Raw genomic sequence first — 16,483 nt, forward strand, 5'->3', positions numbered from 1 at the left:
AATGATCATTCGGACTGCCACTTCCCTTGTTACTAGGTGGACAGGAATGCAGAAAAACTCAATGGAGCTGCTTTGGAAAAGCTCCCATATATCTGGCGGAAATGCGACTTACGTAGAAGAGTTGTATGAAGCCTTCCTCACTGATCCAAACGCCGTTTCTGATGAATGGCGAAGTTATTTCCAACAATTGCCCCGCGTAAGCGAAAGCTCAACTCACGATATTCCCCACTCGCCCATCCGCGAACATTTTGCGCAATTAGCAAAGACCCCAGTTCGTTTTAATGGCGCAGTCAATAACGAAGTTAGTGATCACGAACGCAAGCAGGTTCGGGTAATTCAGTTGGTTAGTGCCTACCGGCAACGCGGCCATCAGGAAGCTCAATTAGACCCATTGGGCCTTTGGCAGCGTCCTCGAGTACCTGATCTCGAATTGCAATATCACCAGTTAAGTGAAGCCGATTTCGATACTGTGTTTCAAACCGGTAGTCTTTACATCGGCAAGGACCAAGCGACGCTGCGTGAAATCTATGACTCCTTGCGCGCTACCTACTGTCGTTCAGTAGGGACTGAGTTTATGCATATTGTGGATACACGTGAGCGTACGTGGATTCAGCAGCGCATGGAGAGTGTTCGCTCTCAACCTCAATACGGCTTAGATACACGCACCCACTTATTGGAGCGTTTAACGGCCGCAGAGGGTTTGGAAAAATCGCTGGGCTCTAAATACCCTGGTACCAAACGCTTCGGTCTGGAAGGCGGCGAAAGCCTTATCCCGATGATGGATGCTATGATCCAGCGCGCTGGCGCGTATGGCGCGAAAGAGATCGTCATTGGTATGGCCCACCGTGGTCGTCTTAATCTCTTGGTCAATATCCTCGGTAAAAGCCCTGCAGAGTTGTTCGACGAGTTCGAAGGCAAAGTTAAATACCAGGGCTCGGCTGACGTTAAATACCATCAAGGTTTCTCGTCAAATGTCATGACGCCCGGCGGTGAAGTGCATTTAGCGCTGGCGTTTAACCCGTCGCATTTGGAAATTGTTTCTCCGGTCGTTGAGGGGTCCGTGCGGGCTCGCCAAGATCGCCGAAATGACCCTATTGGCGACAAGGTTGTGCCAATTGTTCTGCACGGTGACGCGGCATTTGCCGGTCAGGGTGTGGTCATGGAAACTTTTCAAATGTCGCAGACTCGGGCATACAAGACCGGCGGCACCGTTCATATCGTTATTAACAACCAAGTTGGTTTCACCACGAGCTTGCAGGAAGATGCCCGGTCAACCGAATACTGTACCGACGTCGCGAAAATGGTTCAGGCGCCGATCTTTCATGTGAATGGCGATGATCCAGAAGCGGTGCTGTTTGTTAGCCAAATGGCTGCCGACTACCGTCAGGAATTCAAAAAAGATGTGGTTGTTGATCTGATTTGTTATCGCCGTCGTGGACACAATGAAGCTGATGAGCCGTCAGGCACGCAGCCGTTGATGTACAGTAAAATCAGCAAACAAAAAACGACTCGCGAACTTTACGTCACCAAGCTGGACGCTGAGGGCATAATAGAAAAAGCCTTGGCGGATAAAATGGCCGAGGACTATCGACAGGCCTTAGATAACGGCGAGCATGTTGCCAAAAGTTTGGTGATGCAGCCGAATTCTGAGATGTTTGTTGATTGGACACCGTACTTAGGTCATGCCTGGGATGTTGCTGGCGACACCTCAATAGACGCCAAGGTACTTAAAGAAGTTTCGGAAGCGGTTAATGCAGTTCCAGAAGGCATTGTTGTTCAGCGGCAGGTCGCGAAAATATACGAAGATCGCCGCAAAATGGCCGTTGGCGGTATGCCAATAAACTGGGGTTTTGCTGAAGTGCTTGCTTACGGCTCGCTAATTAAGCAAGGGCATAAGGTCCGCTTAACTGGTCAGGACGTAGGACGGGGTACTTTCTCTCACCGCCATGCCGTGTTGCACAGTCAGAGCGATGGTAGTCGCTATGTGCCACTGCAGAATATGAGCGCCGATCAGCCGAGTTTTTCAATTTTCGATTCGCTGTTGTCGGAAGAGGCAGTGCTGGCTTTTGAGTATGGTTATTCCACCACACAACCTGACTCGCTAGTAATTTGGGAAGCGCAGTTTGGCGATTTTGCCAATGGTGCCCAGGTTGTTGTTGACCAATTTATTAGCAGTGGTGAACTAAAGTGGGGCCGTTTATGCGGTCTTACCATGTTATTGCCCCACGGATATGAAGGTCAGGGGCCTGAGCACTCCTCGGCTCGCTTGGAACGTTTCCTGCAGTTATGTGCGGAGCACAATATCCAAGTTTGCGTTCCTTCGACGCCAGCTCAGGTTTACCACATGATACGTCGCCAAGCGATTCGCCCGCTTCGTCGTCCGCTGGTGGTTATGTCACCTAAGAGTTTGCTTCGTCATAAAGAGGCCGTGTCGACGCTTGAGGAATTAACCACAGGTCAATTCCAAAATGTGATTGACGAGACCGACGATATTGATAAGTCGAAGGTTACGCGGATGTTATTGTGCAGTGGCAAGGTCTATTACGACTTGCGTGCGGCCCGTCGTGAACACGGTAAGGACTCCATTGCGATTGTGCGTTTGGAGCAGGTATATCCTTTCCCGTACGACGATTTGCGCAATGCGATTGCCCAATACCCTAATCTGAAAAAGGTGGTTTGGTGTCAGGAAGAGCCGCGTAACCAGGGTGCTTGGTATAACAGTCGTCATCGTATGACTCGCGTAATTCGCAGCTTTAAACCTGAGAAGAATTTATTGCTGGGGTATGTAGGGCGTGAGCCTTCAGCGTCGCCAGCAGCAGGTTACATGGCATTGCATTTGGCGCAGCAGGAAAAATTCATCACGCAGGCACTGAAGCTTTAATAGTGTCTGGAAATTTTAAAGACTGTCTCGTACAGCGACATTAATTGACAGGAAAGATAATGAGCATAGAAATTAAAGCGCCAACATTTCCAGAATCCGTCGCCGATGGTTCGATTGCGACATGGCATAAGCAAGTAGGCGAAGCAGTAACGCGTGACGAGCCGCTGGTAGATATTGAAACCGATAAAGTGGTTTTAGAAGTTGTTGCACCCGCTGACGGGGTATTGAAAGAAATTTTGAAACCTGAAGGCGATACCGTATTAAGTGATGAAGTTGTCGCCTTGTTTGAAGAGGGTGCCGCAGCGGCGCCCAGTGCGGCAGCTCCAGCTGACGCGCCTGTGGAGCAAAGCAGCCAAGACTTAAAAGTAAGTCCGGCTGCTCGCAAAATGCTCGAAGAGAAGGGCATTGACGCTGCAGCGGTCACTGGTACAGGCAAGGGTGGCGTTATCACCAAAGAAGATGTTGTCAACTACACCCCAGCTGCGGCGGCTAAAGCAGCTCCAGCGGCAACTGCTGCAGTGGCCAAAGCCGCACCGGCTGCGGTTGAAGTGCCGGCCGGCGAGCGCGTAGAAAAGCGCGTAGCAATGACGCGTTTGCGTAAGCGTATTGCTGAGCGTTTGCTTGAAGCGACCCACACAACGGCGATGTTGACTACCTTTAATGAGGTCAACATGAAGCCGGTTATGGATCTTCGTAGCCAGTATAAAGACCTATTTGAAAAGTCGCACAATGGCACACGCCTCGGTTTTATGGGCTTTTTTGTGAAAGCCGCCTGCGAAGCCTTAAAACGTTTCCCTGCGGTAAATGCCTCTATTGACGGCGATGATGTTGTTTATCATGGCTACCAAGACGTTGGTGTCGCGGTTTCTACCGAGAAGGGTTTGGTCGTTCCAGTATTGCGCGATGCAGAAAACATGAGCATGGCCAAGATCGAAGAGAAAATTCGTGAATATGGTCTGCGTGCAAAAGACGGCAAACTTAGCATGGAAGACATGACTGGTGGTACCTTCACCATCACAAATGGCGGTGTGTTTGGTTCGCTACTTTCTACCCCAATCCTTAATCCTCCACAAACCGCGATTCTGGGTATGCACAAAATCCAAGATCGCCCTATGGCGGTAAATGGTGAAGTCGTTATTCAGCCTATGATGTATTTGGCGTTGTCCTACGACCACCGCCTGGTCGATGGCAAGGATGCTGTTCAGTTTTTAGTGGCGATCAAAGACCTAATTGAAGACCCGGCGCGGATTTTGCTCGAAGTATAACGAGCATTACGCAAAATTCAGGCTATTTGATAGTTGGGCGCGGTGGATGCTTGCGCTCAACAAAAAAGGAAATAGGACAAAGCAATGTCAAAATTTGATGTGGTAGTTATTGGCTCTGGCCCAGCGGGTTATGTTGCCGCCATTCGCGCAGCGCAGCTGGGCTTAAAAACAGCGTGTATCGAAAAGAATCGTAATAAAGAAGACAAAATAGCATTGGGTGGCACTTGCCTAAATGTTGGTTGCATTCCATCTAAAGCGCTCTTGGATAGTAGCTATAAATACCATGAAGCCAAAGACTCGCTCGGCGTTCACGGTATTTCTACTGGCGATGTTGGCATTGATGTGCCAGCGATGATCAAGCGTAAAGATGGCGTTGTAGCGCAAATGACAGGCGGTATAGGTGGTCTGTTTCAAGCAAACGGCGTGACCGCGATTGAAGGTGCCGGCAAAGTTTTAGCGGGCAAAAAAGTGGAAGTTACTGCCGCTGACGGCACTGTTTCTATTTTGGACGCTGACAATATCATTATTGCTGCGGGCTCAGTACCCGTTGCTATCCCACCCGCGCCAGTTGATCAGAACATTATCGTCGACTCCACTGGTGCATTAGATTTTCAAGAAATTCCTGGTAAGTTGGGCGTAATCGGCGCCGGCGTAATTGGCTTAGAACTAGGTAGTGTTTGGTCACGCCTTGGCAGTGAGGTCGTTCTGTTAGAAGCCCTAGAAAGCTTCCTGCCTGCTGTTGATGGTCAGATCGCGAAAGAGGCTGCTAAGGTCTTTAAGAAGCAAGGTCTAGATGTACGTTTGGGTGCCCGGGTTACCGGTACTAAGATCGTTAAAAACCAAGTTGAAGTTAGCTATACCTTTAAGGATGAAGAGAAATCCGAAACCTTTGATAAGCTGATCGTTTGCGTTGGTCGCAAACCACTTAGTAGTGGCTTATTAGCGGCCGATTGTGGCGTAAACCTCGACGAGCGTGGTTTTATCTTCGTTAATGATTACTGCGAGACCGATGCTGCGGGCATTTACGCAGTGGGTGATGTTGTTCGCGGCCCAATGCTCGCACATAAGGGCTCCGAAGAGGGCGTTATGGTAGCCGAGCGTATCGCTGGCCACAAAATAGCGATGAATTACGATTGTATTCCCTCGGTTATCTATACCCATCCTGAAATTGCGGGTGTAGGTAAAACCGAAGAACAGCTTAAAGCTGATGGCATTCCTTACAAAGTGGGTACATTCCCCTTTGTTGCCATCGCCCGTGCAGTAGCGGCTAATGACACTACTGGTATGGTGAAAATGCTGGCCCACGAAGAAACCGACCGTATTTTAGGTTGCCATATTATTGGTGCGAGCGCCGCTGATTTGGTGCAACAGGTTGTAATCGCTATGGAATTCGGCTCGTCAGCAGAAGACATTGGTCTGACCGTATTTGGTCACCCAACGCTTTCTGAAGCTGTCCATGAAGCTGCTTTAGCTGTTAATGGCCACGCTATACATATGCCTAATCGCAAGAAGCGTAAATAGATTTGCGGTAGTGCGCGAAATTCGGGAAAATACGCATCCCGATTTCGCGTTGTTATTGCAATGTGCAGAGGGAACGGGCCAAGTCACTGACAGGATTTTACTCGTTTAACACTTCCACAGACCGAGATGGTAATTCCAACATGAACCTTCACGAGTACCAGGGCAAACAACTGTTTGCTGAATATGGGCTGCCTGTATCTTTAGGATATGCCTGTGATACCCCGGAAGAGGCTGCAGCTGCAGCTGATAAAATTGGTGGTGACAAATGGGTTGTTAAAGCCCAAGTTCACGCCGGTGGCCGCGGTAAAGCTGGCGGCGTAAAGCTGGTTAGCAGCAAAGAAGAGATCGCGGCATTTGCTGAAAAATGGCTGGGTAAGAATCTGGTAACCTATCAGACTGATGAGCACGGGCAGCCAGTATCGAAAATTTTGGTTGAATCTTGCACTGATATCGATCAAGAACTGTACCTAGGTGCCGTAGTCGACCGTTCGTCACGTCGCATCGTTTTCATGGCATCTACCGAAGGTGGTGTTGAGATCGAGAAAGTTGCAGAAGAGACTCCAGAGAAGATTCTCAAAGCAATTATCGATCCCATGACTGGTGCGCAACCCTACCAAGGTCGCGAACTTGCGTTCCAGTTGGGCTTAAACCCAACTCAGGTTAAGCAGTTCGTTAAGATTTTCTTAGGCTTGGCGCAATTATTCCAAGACAAAGATTTAGCCTTAATGGAAATCAACCCTCTGGTTATTACCAGCGAGGGTAACCTTCACTGCCTAGACGCTAAATTGGTTGTCGATGGCAATGCCATGTACCGTCACCCTGAATTGAAGCTGATGCACGACCCTTCTCAGGAAGACGAGCGCGAAGCGCGTGCGGCAGAATGGGACCTTAACTACGTTGCCCTGACCGGTAATATCGGTTGCATGGTAAACGGTGCTGGCTTGGCCATGGGTACCATGGATATCGTTTCCCTGCATGGCGGTTTCCCGGCTAACTTCCTTGACGTTGGTGGTGGTGCGACGAAAGAGCGTGTTACTGAAGCCTTTAAAATTATCCTCGAAGATCAAAATGTTAAAGCCGTACTGGTTAACATCTTTGGCGGTATTGTGCGCTGTGACCTAATTGCCGAAGGTATTATCGGTGCAGTGAAAGAAGTGGGCGTTAGCGTACCGGTTGTGGTTCGCTTAGAAGGTAACAATGCGGAGCTGGGTACTAAACTGCTGTCAGATTCTGGTCTCGATATCATCGCGGCAACCAGTCTAACCGACGCGGCTCAGCAAGCTGTTAAAGCAGCGGGGGGCAAATAATGTCTATTCTTATCGACAAAAATACCAAGGTAATCTGCCAAGGTTTCACTGGCGGTCAGGGTACTTTTCACTCTGAGCAAGCTATTGCTTACGGTACGCAAATGGTTGGCGGTGTAACGCCAGGTAAAGGCGGCACTGAGCACCTTGGCCTGCCTGTTTTCAACACTGTTAAGGAAGCAGTTGACGCTACCGGTGCAGATGCATCTGTGATTTATGTCCCTGCCGCTTTTTGTAAGGACTCTATCCTTGAAGCCGCTAATTCCGGTATCAAACTGATCGTATGTATCACTGAGCACATTCCTGTAATGGACATGCTTGAGTGTAAAGTAAAATGCGATGAGAACGGTGTACGTTTGATCGGACCTAACTGTCCTGGTGTAATTACACCCGGTGAGTGCAAGATCGGTATCATGCCTGGCCACATCCATTTACCTGGTAAAGTTGGTATCGTTTCGCGTTCAGGTACCTTGACCTACGAAGCGGTTAAGCAGACTACCGATTATGGTTTTGGCCAGTCTACCTGTGTTGGTATTGGCGGAGACCCGATTCCTGGTTCTAACTTCATCGATATTCTCGCGCTATTCGAGAAAGACCCAGCGACTGAAGCGATTGTAATGATCGGTGAAATTGGTGGTTCGGCTGAAGAAGAAGCTGCAGCCTACATTAAAGATCATGTCACTAAGCCTGTCGTTTCTTACATCGCTGGTGTTACTGCACCTGCTGGTAAGCGGATGGGGCATGCTGGTGCAATCATCTCTGGTGGCAAAGGTACTGCAGATGAGAAGTTTGCTGCCTTACAAGATGCTGGCGTAAAAACTGTTCGTTCACTTGCGGACATCGGCAAAGCACTTAAAGAAATTACCGGCTGGTAAGTTCTGCAGGCTTTGTTAGAAAAGGCGGCTTCGGCCGCCTTTTTGCATTCTGTTGTTTTATTTTTGGAATGTTCTTGTTTAAAGAAGTGAATAATGATTCACTTCTTTATCTGTTTAGGTAAATAATATGGCATACCGGGAAACGGATTTAGTTAGGCAGCGTAAAGTCGCGCAAAAATCGGGATTACTGCACGCCGCGGAAACCTTGGTACGGGAGGGCGGTTTTGGCGCGCTCACTATACAGGCTGTGGCAGAGGGCGCCGGGGTTGGAGTGGGTACGGTTTACCGCTATTTTAGCGGCAAGGACGAGTTGGCGACTGAAGTATTTAAACGGGCGACCACCCGTGAAGTTGCCGCTGTAAGAGAGGCGCTGAGTGGTCCCGGTGGCGCAGCGACTCGATTGGCCGTTGCCACAGAGGTCTTTGCGCAGCGGGCTTTTAGTGCGCCAAAGTTGGCGTGGGCGCTGATCGCAGAGCCGGTTGATCCGGCTGTGGACGTAGCTAGATTGCAGTATCGCAAGACCTACACTGCGCTATTTGAAACGGTCGTTGCGAATGGCGTGGCGACTGGCGAATTTGCTCCGCAAAACCCAGGGTTATCGGCTGCAGCACTGGTTGGCGCGATGGCTGAAAGTATACTGGGACCGCTTGCGAACCCTGTCTGTAACGCTGAGACGATCGCGGCGTTGCGATTATTCTGTATGCGTGCCGTTGGTGCGCAATGTTGATGTTATAGAGGATTAAATTATGTCAGTGACTGATTCAAATGTGGATATCAATAAATTAATTCCCGTTGAGACCCACGAGGTGTTTAATCAGTCTCTGGCCCTAGAAAATTACAATCTTTACCACTGTGACGTGGCTTTGCAGGAGGCCGTAACCGTGAATGGCGGTGTTGACGACGGCGCGCTAAGCCACCATGGTGAGCGCTGTGGCCGCGCTGATGTCATCAACTGGGGCTTTGAGGCGAATGAAAACAAACCTCAGCTCGACACCCACGACCGCTTCGGCCATCGAGTGGATCTGGTTAAATTTCACCCAAGCTACCACAACTTGATGGATATGGCTTTGCGTGCGGGGGTTCATTCAGGTCCCTGGCAGGTAAATGCTAAGCACGCGCATGTGCAGCGCGCTGCGCTCAGTTATATGCAGTCGCAAGTTGACGCCGGTCATGGCTGCCCTTTAACGATGACCTTTGCTTCAGTGCCGACCTTGAAGCTAACGCCAAGCTTGGCGGATACATGGCTGCCAAAAATTCTTGAAAACGCTTACCAGCCGGAAAATATCCCTTATTTTGAAAAACGAGCATTGACGATTGGCATGGGTATGACCGAGAAACAAGGCGGCTCAGATGTTCAAGCAAATACGACTTATGCGACGCCGTTGTGTGACCGTGGGAGTGGCGCTTTGTATGCGCTAAATGGCCATAAATGGTTTTTGTCGGCGCCGATGTGTGATGCCTTCTTGATGTTGGCGAAAACAGATGGAGGGTTGAGCTGTTTTCTGGTGCCGCGCTGGCGTGAAGATGGTCAGAAAAATGGCCTGTATTTGCAGCGCCTTAAAAACAAAATGGGCAATGTTTCGAATGCTTCATCCGAGGTCGAATTGCGCCAAGCTCACGGCTGGATGGTTGGTGAAGAGGGGCGCGGGGTTCCGGCAATTATCGAAATGGTCGCGCTAACTCGCTTTGATTGTATGGTTGGCTCTAGCGCTGGGCAACGTCAGGCGGTGGTGCAGGCCGTTCATCACGCTCGCAGGCGGCAGGCCTTTGGCGCGCGCTTAATTGAACAGCCATTGATGCGGAATGTCTTGGCGGACTTGCAGCTGGAGATTGAAGGCTCCCTTGCGTTGACCATGCGTATGGCGCGTGCGCTTGATAGCAGCCAGGATCCCGCCGAGCAATTGTTAATGCGTTTGGGTACGGCTGTAGGTAAATTCTGGATCTGTAAACGTACACCGGGCCATGCTTACGAGGCCATGGAATGCTTGGGTGGTAATGGTGTGATTGAAAATTGCATACTACCGCGACTGTATCGCGAGGCCCCAATCAATGCAATTTGGGAGGGGTCAGGGAATATACAGGCCTTAGATGTTTTGCGCGCCATCGCTAAAACCCCGGCGGTATTAGCACAGTGGTTTACGGAATTGGGGATGTCTAGCGGTCTGTTCGCTGATCTAGACCGCGCGGTAAGTCAGTTACAAGACGCGTTTAAAAATCTGGGTGACCCCGCTTATCAAGCGCGGCAATTGGTCGAGCAGCTCGCGTTGACCATGCAGGCCTCGCTATTGGCTCGGCACGCCCCCAGCGCAGTCGCTGAAGCCTTTGTGCGCTCCCGGTTAGGTGGGCGGCAGGCGATATATGGCTGTCTTCCAGAGGGGGTTGATCTGGCTGCTATTTTAGATCGAGTGCTGCCGGAGCAATATTAAGTCTGCTTATCTCTTGAAAAGCGTCTAAAAGTCCCCATCTTTCAAACACTGTCCGTCTAAAGCGGCGGACATACTTAATTCAGTGTAAAAAGGTGGAAATAATGTCAACAGCAGAAAAAGAAACTCTGGGTTTTCAAACCGAAGCTAAGCAAATGCTTCAGTTAATGATTCACTCAATGTATAGCAATAAAGAAATCTTTCTTCGCGAGCTGGTTTCTAATGCCTCAGATGCCGCAGATAAGCTTCGCTATGAAGCGCTTGCCGATGGCGCACTTTACGAAAATGACCCCGATTTACGCATCCGTATCACCCTCGATAAAGAAGCGAACACCCTGACGCTAAGTGATAACGGTATTGGTATGTCCCGCGAGGAGGTGGTTAATAATTTGGGCACCATCGCTCGCTCTGGTACAGCCGAATTTCTGAAGAACCTCAGTGGTGACGGCAAGAAAGATTCACAATTGATCGGCCAGTTTGGTGTCGGTTTCTATTCGGCATTTATTGTTGCCGAACGGGTTGAGGTGTTTACTCGTCGGGCGGGATTAACTGCTGCAGATGCTGTGCACTGGGAGTCAACTGGTGAAGCAGATTTCTCCATTGAATCGTGTGAAAAGGCCGATCGCGGCACCACCGTCGTTCTGCATTTGCGTGAAGAAGATACAGAATTCGCGGATGACTGGCGTGTGCGCTCAATTATCAAAAAATATTCTGATCACATCAGTATCCCCGTGCAGATGCTGGAAAATGTTCCAGCGGATAAAGACGTTGAAGAGCAGAAAGTCGCTGAGTTTGAAGCGGTAAATAGCGCTACTGCGCTGTGGACGCGTTCGCGTAGCGAAGTGACAGATGATGAGTACCAAGCTTTTTATAAGCACGTAAGTCATGACTTTAGCCCAGCGTTGCACTGGAGCCACAATAAGGTCGAGGGTAAATTAGAGTACACGAGCCTGTTGTATCTCCCCGGTCAAGCGCCGATGGATTTGTGGAATCGCGATGCGGCACGGGGTTTAAAACTCTATGTGCAACGCACTTTTATTATGGATGACGCCGAGCAGTTTTTACCGCTGTATCTGCGTTTTGTAAAAGGCGTTATCGACTCTAATGACCTGTCGTTAAATGTCTCGCGTGAGATTCTTCAGCAAGACCCCGCCGTTGATGCAATGAAGAGCGCTTTAACTAAGCGTGTGCTAGATATGTTGGGTAAGCTGGCCAAAAGCGATGCCGACAAATACCAGCAGTTCTGGAAAGCCTTTGGTCAAGTCTTGAAAGAAGGCCCGGCTGAAGATTTTAGCAATAAAGAGAAAATCGCCAAGCTGCTACGATTTGCCACCACCCACGACAATAATGCTGAGCAGACACATTCGCTCGAAGATTACGTGACGCGAATGAAAGAGGGGCAAGCCAAGATCTACTACGTTGTAGGCGAAAGTCATAGAACCGCTTCGAGCAGCCCTCATCTTGAAGTGTTCCGCAAGAAAGGCATTGAAGTGTTATTGCTATCTGAGCGGGTAGATGACTGGTTAATGAATCACCTTTCAGAATTTGACGGTAAGGCCTTCCTTGACGTTGGGCGTGGTGAGCTGGATCTTGGTGATCTTGAGGGCGAAGAAGAGAAAAAAGCTCAGGAAGTTCTCGCCGAAGAGCATAAAGATTTGGTTGAACGCGTAAATGCGGTTTTAAGTGAAAAGGTTGAAAAGGTGCGGGTAACGAGCCGATTAACGGAATCGCCAGCGTGCCTAGTCGTTACCGAAGACGATATGGGCGCTCAAATGCGTAGGATGTTAGAGGCCGCTGGGCAGGCGCTGCCGCCGAGTAAACCTATTTTTGAGCTGAACCCAGAGCATCCCTTGGTGCTTAAATTGGACAAGGAGGCTGATGAAGACCGCTTTGCTGACTTGGTTGATGTTCTCTTTGATCAGGCCCATTTAGCTGAAGGCGCTCAGCTGGAAGATCCGGCGGGGTATGTCCATAAACTGAATAAGTTGCTTTTAGAGTTAAGTACGTAAACAATGATTTAAGGCGGCGAAAGCCGCCTTATTTGTATTAGGGCCTATTACAGCAGTGGTAGACTCACACATAATAAATCGTGAGTAGAAGTAAGCTATGGCTAAAAAACATAAGGTTGCCATTATTGGCGGTGGTAGTTTTGGTACGGCAATTGCCAATATTATCGCAGATAATGGTCACGATACTTGTCAGTGGATGCGCACGCCAGAGCGGGTCCAAGAGGTTAACGAACAACATACCAACGAAGTCTACCTGCCGGGTATTAAGTTAAATCCAGCGCTCCATGCAAGTGCTGACTTACGTGAAACGGTGGCCGGTTGTGACACGGTGTTTTTCTCTATTCCCAGCAAATCTAGTCGTGACGTGGCTCGGCAACTCGCCGATTGTATTGCGCCAGGAACGATATTAATCAGTACCACCAAAGGTATTGAATTCGAAACCAATAAGCTAATGAGCGAAGTGCTGCAAGAGGAGCTGCCGCAGGTTCGTTTAGGTGTCTTGAGTGGACCAAATTTAGCCAAAGAGCTCGCGGCGCGAACGATTACGGGTACGGTGGTCGCGAGTAAAGATCCGGATGTAACCAGCACGATTCAAGACTTGCTTCAGTGTTCGTATTTTCGCGTTTACGCAGGTAATGATATGTACGGCGTTGAGTTGGCTGGGGCGCTGAAAAATGTTTACGCGATTACCGCCGGTATGGCGGCAGCTTTGGGTTGTGGCCATAACACCATTAGTATGTTGATTACCCGCAGCCTGGCCGAAATGAGCCGTTACGCCGTAACCAAGGGGGCTGATCCGCTAACCTTTCTTGGTCTAGCCGGCGTTGGTGATCTATTTGTTACCTGTACATCGCCACTCAGTCGCAATTACCGCGTGGGTTTTGAGTTGGGTAAGGGGCGTGATTTAAATGAAGTAGTAGAGAGTCTTGGCCAGGTCGCCGAAGGTGTCAATACGCTTAGGCTCATGAAGGAACAGTCCGAGCTTCTCAATATTTATATGCCGCTGGTACATGGGCTATATGACATTATTTACAATGGCTGCAAGGTTGGCGATGTCATTGGCACAATGATGTGTGCGGAGCAAAACCGCGATGTAGAATTCGCCTTGCAATAGGTGATCAAAACTTAAAAGGCGCATGTTTAGATTCTTATGGAAATTTTGTTAGTTCGCCACGGCGCCGCGTCGTGGGATACCAAAACCGATATTGAACGAACCTTAACCGACCTTGGCAGGGTAGAAATTAATGCTGCTTCCGCATGGTTGACAGCCTCAGAGTGGCAGCCAGATGAATTATGGGTAAGCCCTTACAAGCGCGCCGCTGAAAGTGCAAAAATTCTTAATCAGCAATGGCAGCTCCGACCACGTTTAAAGTCTTCGCTTACCCCAGATACGCCGCTGTCAGAATTAGAGGCCATGTTGGCTACGTTTCGCGGTGATCGGCTAATGTTGGTTTCCCATAATCCGTTACTGAGCAATGCCATAAATCATTGGCATGGCGGTGAAGCTCAGAGTTACTGGGGTATGCAAACGGCGAGTATGGCGATGTTAGACGCGGATGTTTTTAGTCAGGGCTGCGCTAGTCTGCGGTGGCTGCGTCACTATCCGAATTACGACCACAACGGTCGCTGAGCTAAGTTTATTACATGATGAAATTTGAAGAGCGCCAGTTTACCGTTGATGGCATGACAATATGTGCAAAACAGTGGGGTGATAGCGGAATGCCAGCCATCGCCTTGCATGGCTGGCTCGATAATGCAGCGAGTTTTGATGCGCTAGCGCAGACGCTACCTGAGCTTCAGTTACTGGCACTGGACATGGCTGGCCACGGCCTGAGCGATCACAAACCGGCCTCGGGGAATTACGCCATTTGGGACGATTTGCGCTTTGTTATGGCTGTCGCTGACCAAATGAATTGGCGGCAATTTGTGCTTATTGGTCACTCGCGCGGCGCGATTATGGCGACCTTGCTCGCCGGTGCAATACCTGAGCGAGTGTCCCATTTGATTTGTGTGGATGGTTTCATCCCAGAGCCCGAGGACCCGGCTAAGTTTCCTGAGCAGCTCGGTCAATATTTGCAAGATTTTGCTAAAGCCGGGCGTGGCGATAAGGGGCATCCTGACTTGGCGGCAGCAGTTGCTGCGCGGCGGAAAGCGACACCGATGACCGAGCCGGCCGCTAGGCTGATTGTTGAGCGCGGCAGTTACCGTGATGCCAGCGGCCGGGTATTTTGGCGAAGTGATCGTCGCCTAAAATTGGCGTCACCAGTAAAGTTAAGCTTTCCGCAGCTGCAGGCCAATATGGATGCGATACGTGCGCCTCGCCTTTTAATTATTGCTGATCAAGGCTTTGGTCGCTGGTTGCCAAAACTACCCGAGGCCTTGGTGTCAAAGTTCGAGCTTAGACATATCGAAGGGGAACATCATTGCCATATGGACGAGCAGGCACAGCAAATAGGCCAATGGATTAGCCGCTTTATTGCTTTGGAAGCAGAGCTAGGTGGAGGGCGGTGAACTAATAAGGTCACTTCGGACACAAAAAAGCCCCTTTCCAGGGGCTTTTTTGTGTCCGAATCAGATTTAGCTGGGCCGATTAATCAGCGCCAAAAATTCGGTGCGAGTCGCGTTATTGTCTTTAAACACACCGAGCATAGCGCTGGTCCGCATCACAGAATTTTGCTTTTCTACGCCGCGCATCATCATGCACATATGGCGGGCTTCAATAATAACGCCTACACCTTCAGAGCCAGTGACGTCCATAATAGTTTTAGCGATTTGGGTGGTTAGGCCCTCTTGAATTTGCAGGCGGCGGGCGTACAAATCAACGATGCGCGCTACCTTAGAGAGTCCAAGCACCTTGCCGCTTGGGATATAGGCAACATGGCACTTTCCAATAAAGGGCAGTAAGTGGTGCTCACACAATGAATAGAGCTCAATGTCCGAAACAACGACCATTTCATTACAGTCGGACTCGAAAAGGGCGCCATTAACAACGTCGTCGACATTGCGGCGATAACCTTCGGTCAAAAATTCAAAGGCCTTGGCAGCGCGGGCAGGGGTGTCGATCAAGCCGTCTCTGCTAGGGTCTTCGCCAATTTTTTTTATGATATCTGCAAACGCTTGTTCCACAGGACTTCCTTCGCGCGTTGTCGGGGAGCGAATAGTACCAAACAGACCCTCAGCTGCCAAACGCTGTGATTAAGCCGATTACACTATGGGCAGGATTATTCGTGCGAGGCAGTGTAAAATTGCTTTTTGTCTACAGGTACACCGTGGTGAGCAACAGGAATGAAATAAGTGGCGAACTCTATACGCTTCGCGACTATTTACGTTGGGCTATCAGTGAGTTTGGCCGTGCCGGTCTGTTTTTTGGTCATGGTACCGATAATGCCTATGACGAGGCTCGGGTATTGGTGCTGCATAGTTTGAACTTACCCCTCGATATTGATCCCGCACTGCTTGATGCGCGCCTCACGTTAGCTGAGCGAGAGGCAGTTCTGCTGCTTATTAAGCGACGCGTAGATGAGCGTGTGCCTGCGGCCTATCTTACCCATGAGGCATGGTTTGCCGGACTCTCGTTCTACGTCGATGAGCGTGTATTGGTGCCGCGTTCGCCAATTGCTGAACTTATTGCTCAAGACTTTGAGCCTTGGCTTGGCGGCATGCAGCCGCGGCGGATACTGGATTTGTGTTCGGGTAGTGGGTGTATTGGTATTGCATGTGCCTACCAGTTTCATGAGGCCCGCGTTGATTTGGTGGATATATCTCTCGACGCCTTAAATGTTGCCGATATCAATATTGCGCGGCACGAGCTCGCGGATAGAGTTAGTGCGGTTCAGTCAGACGTGTTTGATTTGTTGGCGGACCAAAAATACGATCTGATTGTAAGTAATCCGCCGTATGTGGATGCTGAGGATCTCGCCGCCATGCCTGCGGAGTATCAGCGCGAACCGGCGCTGGGCTTAGCGTCTGGCCCAGATGGCTTGGATATTACACGCCGTATTTTGCGGGATGCAGCCGACTACCTTAGCGAGGACGGTGTATTGATCGTTGAAGTCGGCAATAGCTGCGTAGCGCTAGATGATGCATTTCCGACAGTGCCTTTTATGTGGCTTGAATTTGAACACGGTGGGCATGGTGTCTTTGTGATGAGCCGTGAGCAATTAATTGAAAATGCAGAGAGTTTTAGCTGAGCTTCTGACGCTGTC

At 49.8% G+C, this 16,483-nt stretch carries 13 protein-coding genes; 12 read left to right on the plus strand and 1 reads right to left on the minus strand.

Features of this window, described 5'->3' with window-relative positions; all coding sequences use genetic code 11:
• Positions 1 to 46: 46 nt before the first annotated feature.
• From ABD836_RS02500 to ABD836_RS02550, 11 genes are all read left to right on the plus strand, one after another.
• The gene (locus tag ABD836_RS02500) at positions 47 to 2,881 is read left to right on the plus strand and encodes a 2-oxoglutarate dehydrogenase E1 component (protein ID WP_344932187.1); all 2,835 of its coding nucleotides are present in this window, start codon (positions 47 to 49) and stop codon (positions 2,879 to 2,881) included.
• Between the two features lie 59 nt (positions 2,882 to 2,940).
• Positions 2,941 to 4,146: a 2-oxoglutarate dehydrogenase complex dihydrolipoyllysine-residue succinyltransferase gene (gene odhB, locus ABD836_RS02505; RefSeq protein WP_344932189.1), complete on the plus strand. Its 1,206-nt coding sequence runs from the start codon at positions 2,941 to 2,943 to the stop codon at positions 4,144 to 4,146.
• Positions 4,147 to 4,230: 84 nt separating this feature from the next.
• A complete protein-coding gene (gene lpdA / locus ABD836_RS02510; protein ID WP_344932190.1) occupies positions 4,231 to 5,667 on the plus strand; it encodes a dihydrolipoyl dehydrogenase in 1,437 nt (478 codons plus the stop codon).
• Between the two features lie 140 nt (positions 5,668 to 5,807).
• A complete protein-coding gene (gene sucC, locus ABD836_RS02515) occupies positions 5,808 to 6,974 on the plus strand; it encodes an ADP-forming succinate--CoA ligase subunit beta (protein WP_344932192.1) in 1,167 nt (388 codons plus the stop codon).
• Positions 6,974 to 7,846, plus strand: a complete 873-nt coding sequence (sucD, locus tag ABD836_RS02520) for a succinate--CoA ligase subunit alpha (RefSeq protein WP_344932193.1) — start codon at positions 6,974 to 6,976, stop codon at positions 7,844 to 7,846. The genes sucC and sucD overlap by 1 nt, the downstream gene beginning before the upstream one ends.
• Positions 7,847 to 7,973: 127 nt before the next feature.
• Positions 7,974 to 8,573 carry a TetR/AcrR family transcriptional regulator gene (locus tag ABD836_RS02525; protein WP_344932195.1) on the plus strand — a complete coding sequence of 200 codons (600 nt, stop codon included), beginning with the start codon at positions 7,974 to 7,976 and terminating at the stop codon, positions 8,571 to 8,573.
• Positions 8,574 to 8,592: 19 nt separating this feature from the next.
• Positions 8,593 to 10,272, plus strand: coding sequence for an acyl-CoA dehydrogenase family protein (locus ABD836_RS02530; protein ID WP_344932196.1), 1,680 nt, complete (start codon positions 8,593 to 8,595; stop codon positions 10,270 to 10,272).
• A gap of 101 nt (positions 10,273 to 10,373) precedes the next feature.
• The gene (gene htpG / locus ABD836_RS02535; RefSeq protein WP_344932198.1) at positions 10,374 to 12,278 is read left to right on the plus strand and encodes a molecular chaperone HtpG; all 1,905 of its coding nucleotides are present in this window, start codon (positions 10,374 to 10,376) and stop codon (positions 12,276 to 12,278) included.
• 97 nt (positions 12,279 to 12,375) lie between these two features.
• Positions 12,376 to 13,392, plus strand: coding sequence for an NAD(P)H-dependent glycerol-3-phosphate dehydrogenase (locus tag ABD836_RS02540; RefSeq protein WP_344932200.1), 1,017 nt, complete (start codon positions 12,376 to 12,378; stop codon positions 13,390 to 13,392).
• A gap of 36 nt (positions 13,393 to 13,428) precedes the next feature.
• On the plus strand, positions 13,429 to 13,908 hold the full coding sequence (locus ABD836_RS02545; protein ID WP_344932202.1) for a SixA phosphatase family protein: 480 nt from the start codon (positions 13,429 to 13,431) through the stop codon (positions 13,906 to 13,908).
• Between the two features lie 14 nt (positions 13,909 to 13,922).
• Positions 13,923 to 14,789, plus strand: coding sequence for an alpha/beta fold hydrolase (locus ABD836_RS02550; RefSeq protein ID WP_344932204.1), 867 nt, complete (start codon positions 13,923 to 13,925; stop codon positions 14,787 to 14,789).
• A 66-nt stretch (positions 14,790 to 14,855) separates the two neighbouring features.
• Here ABD836_RS02550 and folE read toward each other — a convergent pair whose 3' ends face one another.
• Positions 14,856 to 15,404, minus strand: coding sequence for a GTP cyclohydrolase I FolE (gene folE, locus ABD836_RS02555; RefSeq protein WP_344932205.1), 549 nt, complete (start codon positions 15,402 to 15,404; stop codon positions 14,856 to 14,858).
• Positions 15,405 to 15,547: 143 nt separating this feature from the next.
• Between folE and prmB the strand changes: the two genes are divergently transcribed.
• Positions 15,548 to 16,468: a 50S ribosomal protein L3 N(5)-glutamine methyltransferase gene (gene prmB, locus ABD836_RS02560; protein WP_425583000.1), complete on the plus strand. Its 921-nt coding sequence runs from the start codon at positions 15,548 to 15,550 to the stop codon at positions 16,466 to 16,468.
• Positions 16,469 to 16,483: the final 15 nt, after the last annotated feature.

The organism is Zhongshania borealis (genome assembly GCF_039539625.1).
In the GTDB taxonomy this organism is placed as follows: Bacteria; Pseudomonadota; Gammaproteobacteria; order Pseudomonadales; family Spongiibacteraceae; genus Spongiibacter; species Spongiibacter borealis.

Bases quoted from the DNA above. Each gene is read 5' to 3' on its own strand.
- ABD836_RS02500 (WP_344932187.1), top strand. From the start codon at position 47: ATGCAGAAAAACTCAATGGAGCTGCTTTGGAAAAGCTCCCATATATCT.
- odhB (WP_344932189.1), top strand. From the start codon at position 2,941: ATGAGCATAGAAATTAAAGCGCCAACATTTCCAGAATCCGTCGCCGAT.
- lpdA (WP_344932190.1), top strand. From the start codon at position 4,231: ATGTCAAAATTTGATGTGGTAGTTATTGGCTCTGGCCCAGCGGGTTAT.
- sucC (WP_344932192.1), top strand. From the start codon at position 5,808: ATGAACCTTCACGAGTACCAGGGCAAACAACTGTTTGCTGAATATGGG.
- sucD (WP_344932193.1), top strand. From the start codon at position 6,974: ATGTCTATTCTTATCGACAAAAATACCAAGGTAATCTGCCAAGGTTTC.
- ABD836_RS02525 (WP_344932195.1), top strand. From the start codon at position 7,974: ATGGCATACCGGGAAACGGATTTAGTTAGGCAGCGTAAAGTCGCGCAA.
- ABD836_RS02530 (WP_344932196.1), top strand. From the start codon at position 8,593: ATGTCAGTGACTGATTCAAATGTGGATATCAATAAATTAATTCCCGTT.
- htpG (WP_344932198.1), top strand. From the start codon at position 10,374: ATGTCAACAGCAGAAAAAGAAACTCTGGGTTTTCAAACCGAAGCTAAG.
- ABD836_RS02540 (WP_344932200.1), top strand. From the start codon at position 12,376: ATGGCTAAAAAACATAAGGTTGCCATTATTGGCGGTGGTAGTTTTGGT.
- ABD836_RS02545 (WP_344932202.1), top strand. From the start codon at position 13,429: ATGGAAATTTTGTTAGTTCGCCACGGCGCCGCGTCGTGGGATACCAAA.
- ABD836_RS02550 (WP_344932204.1), top strand. From the start codon at position 13,923: ATGATGAAATTTGAAGAGCGCCAGTTTACCGTTGATGGCATGACAATA.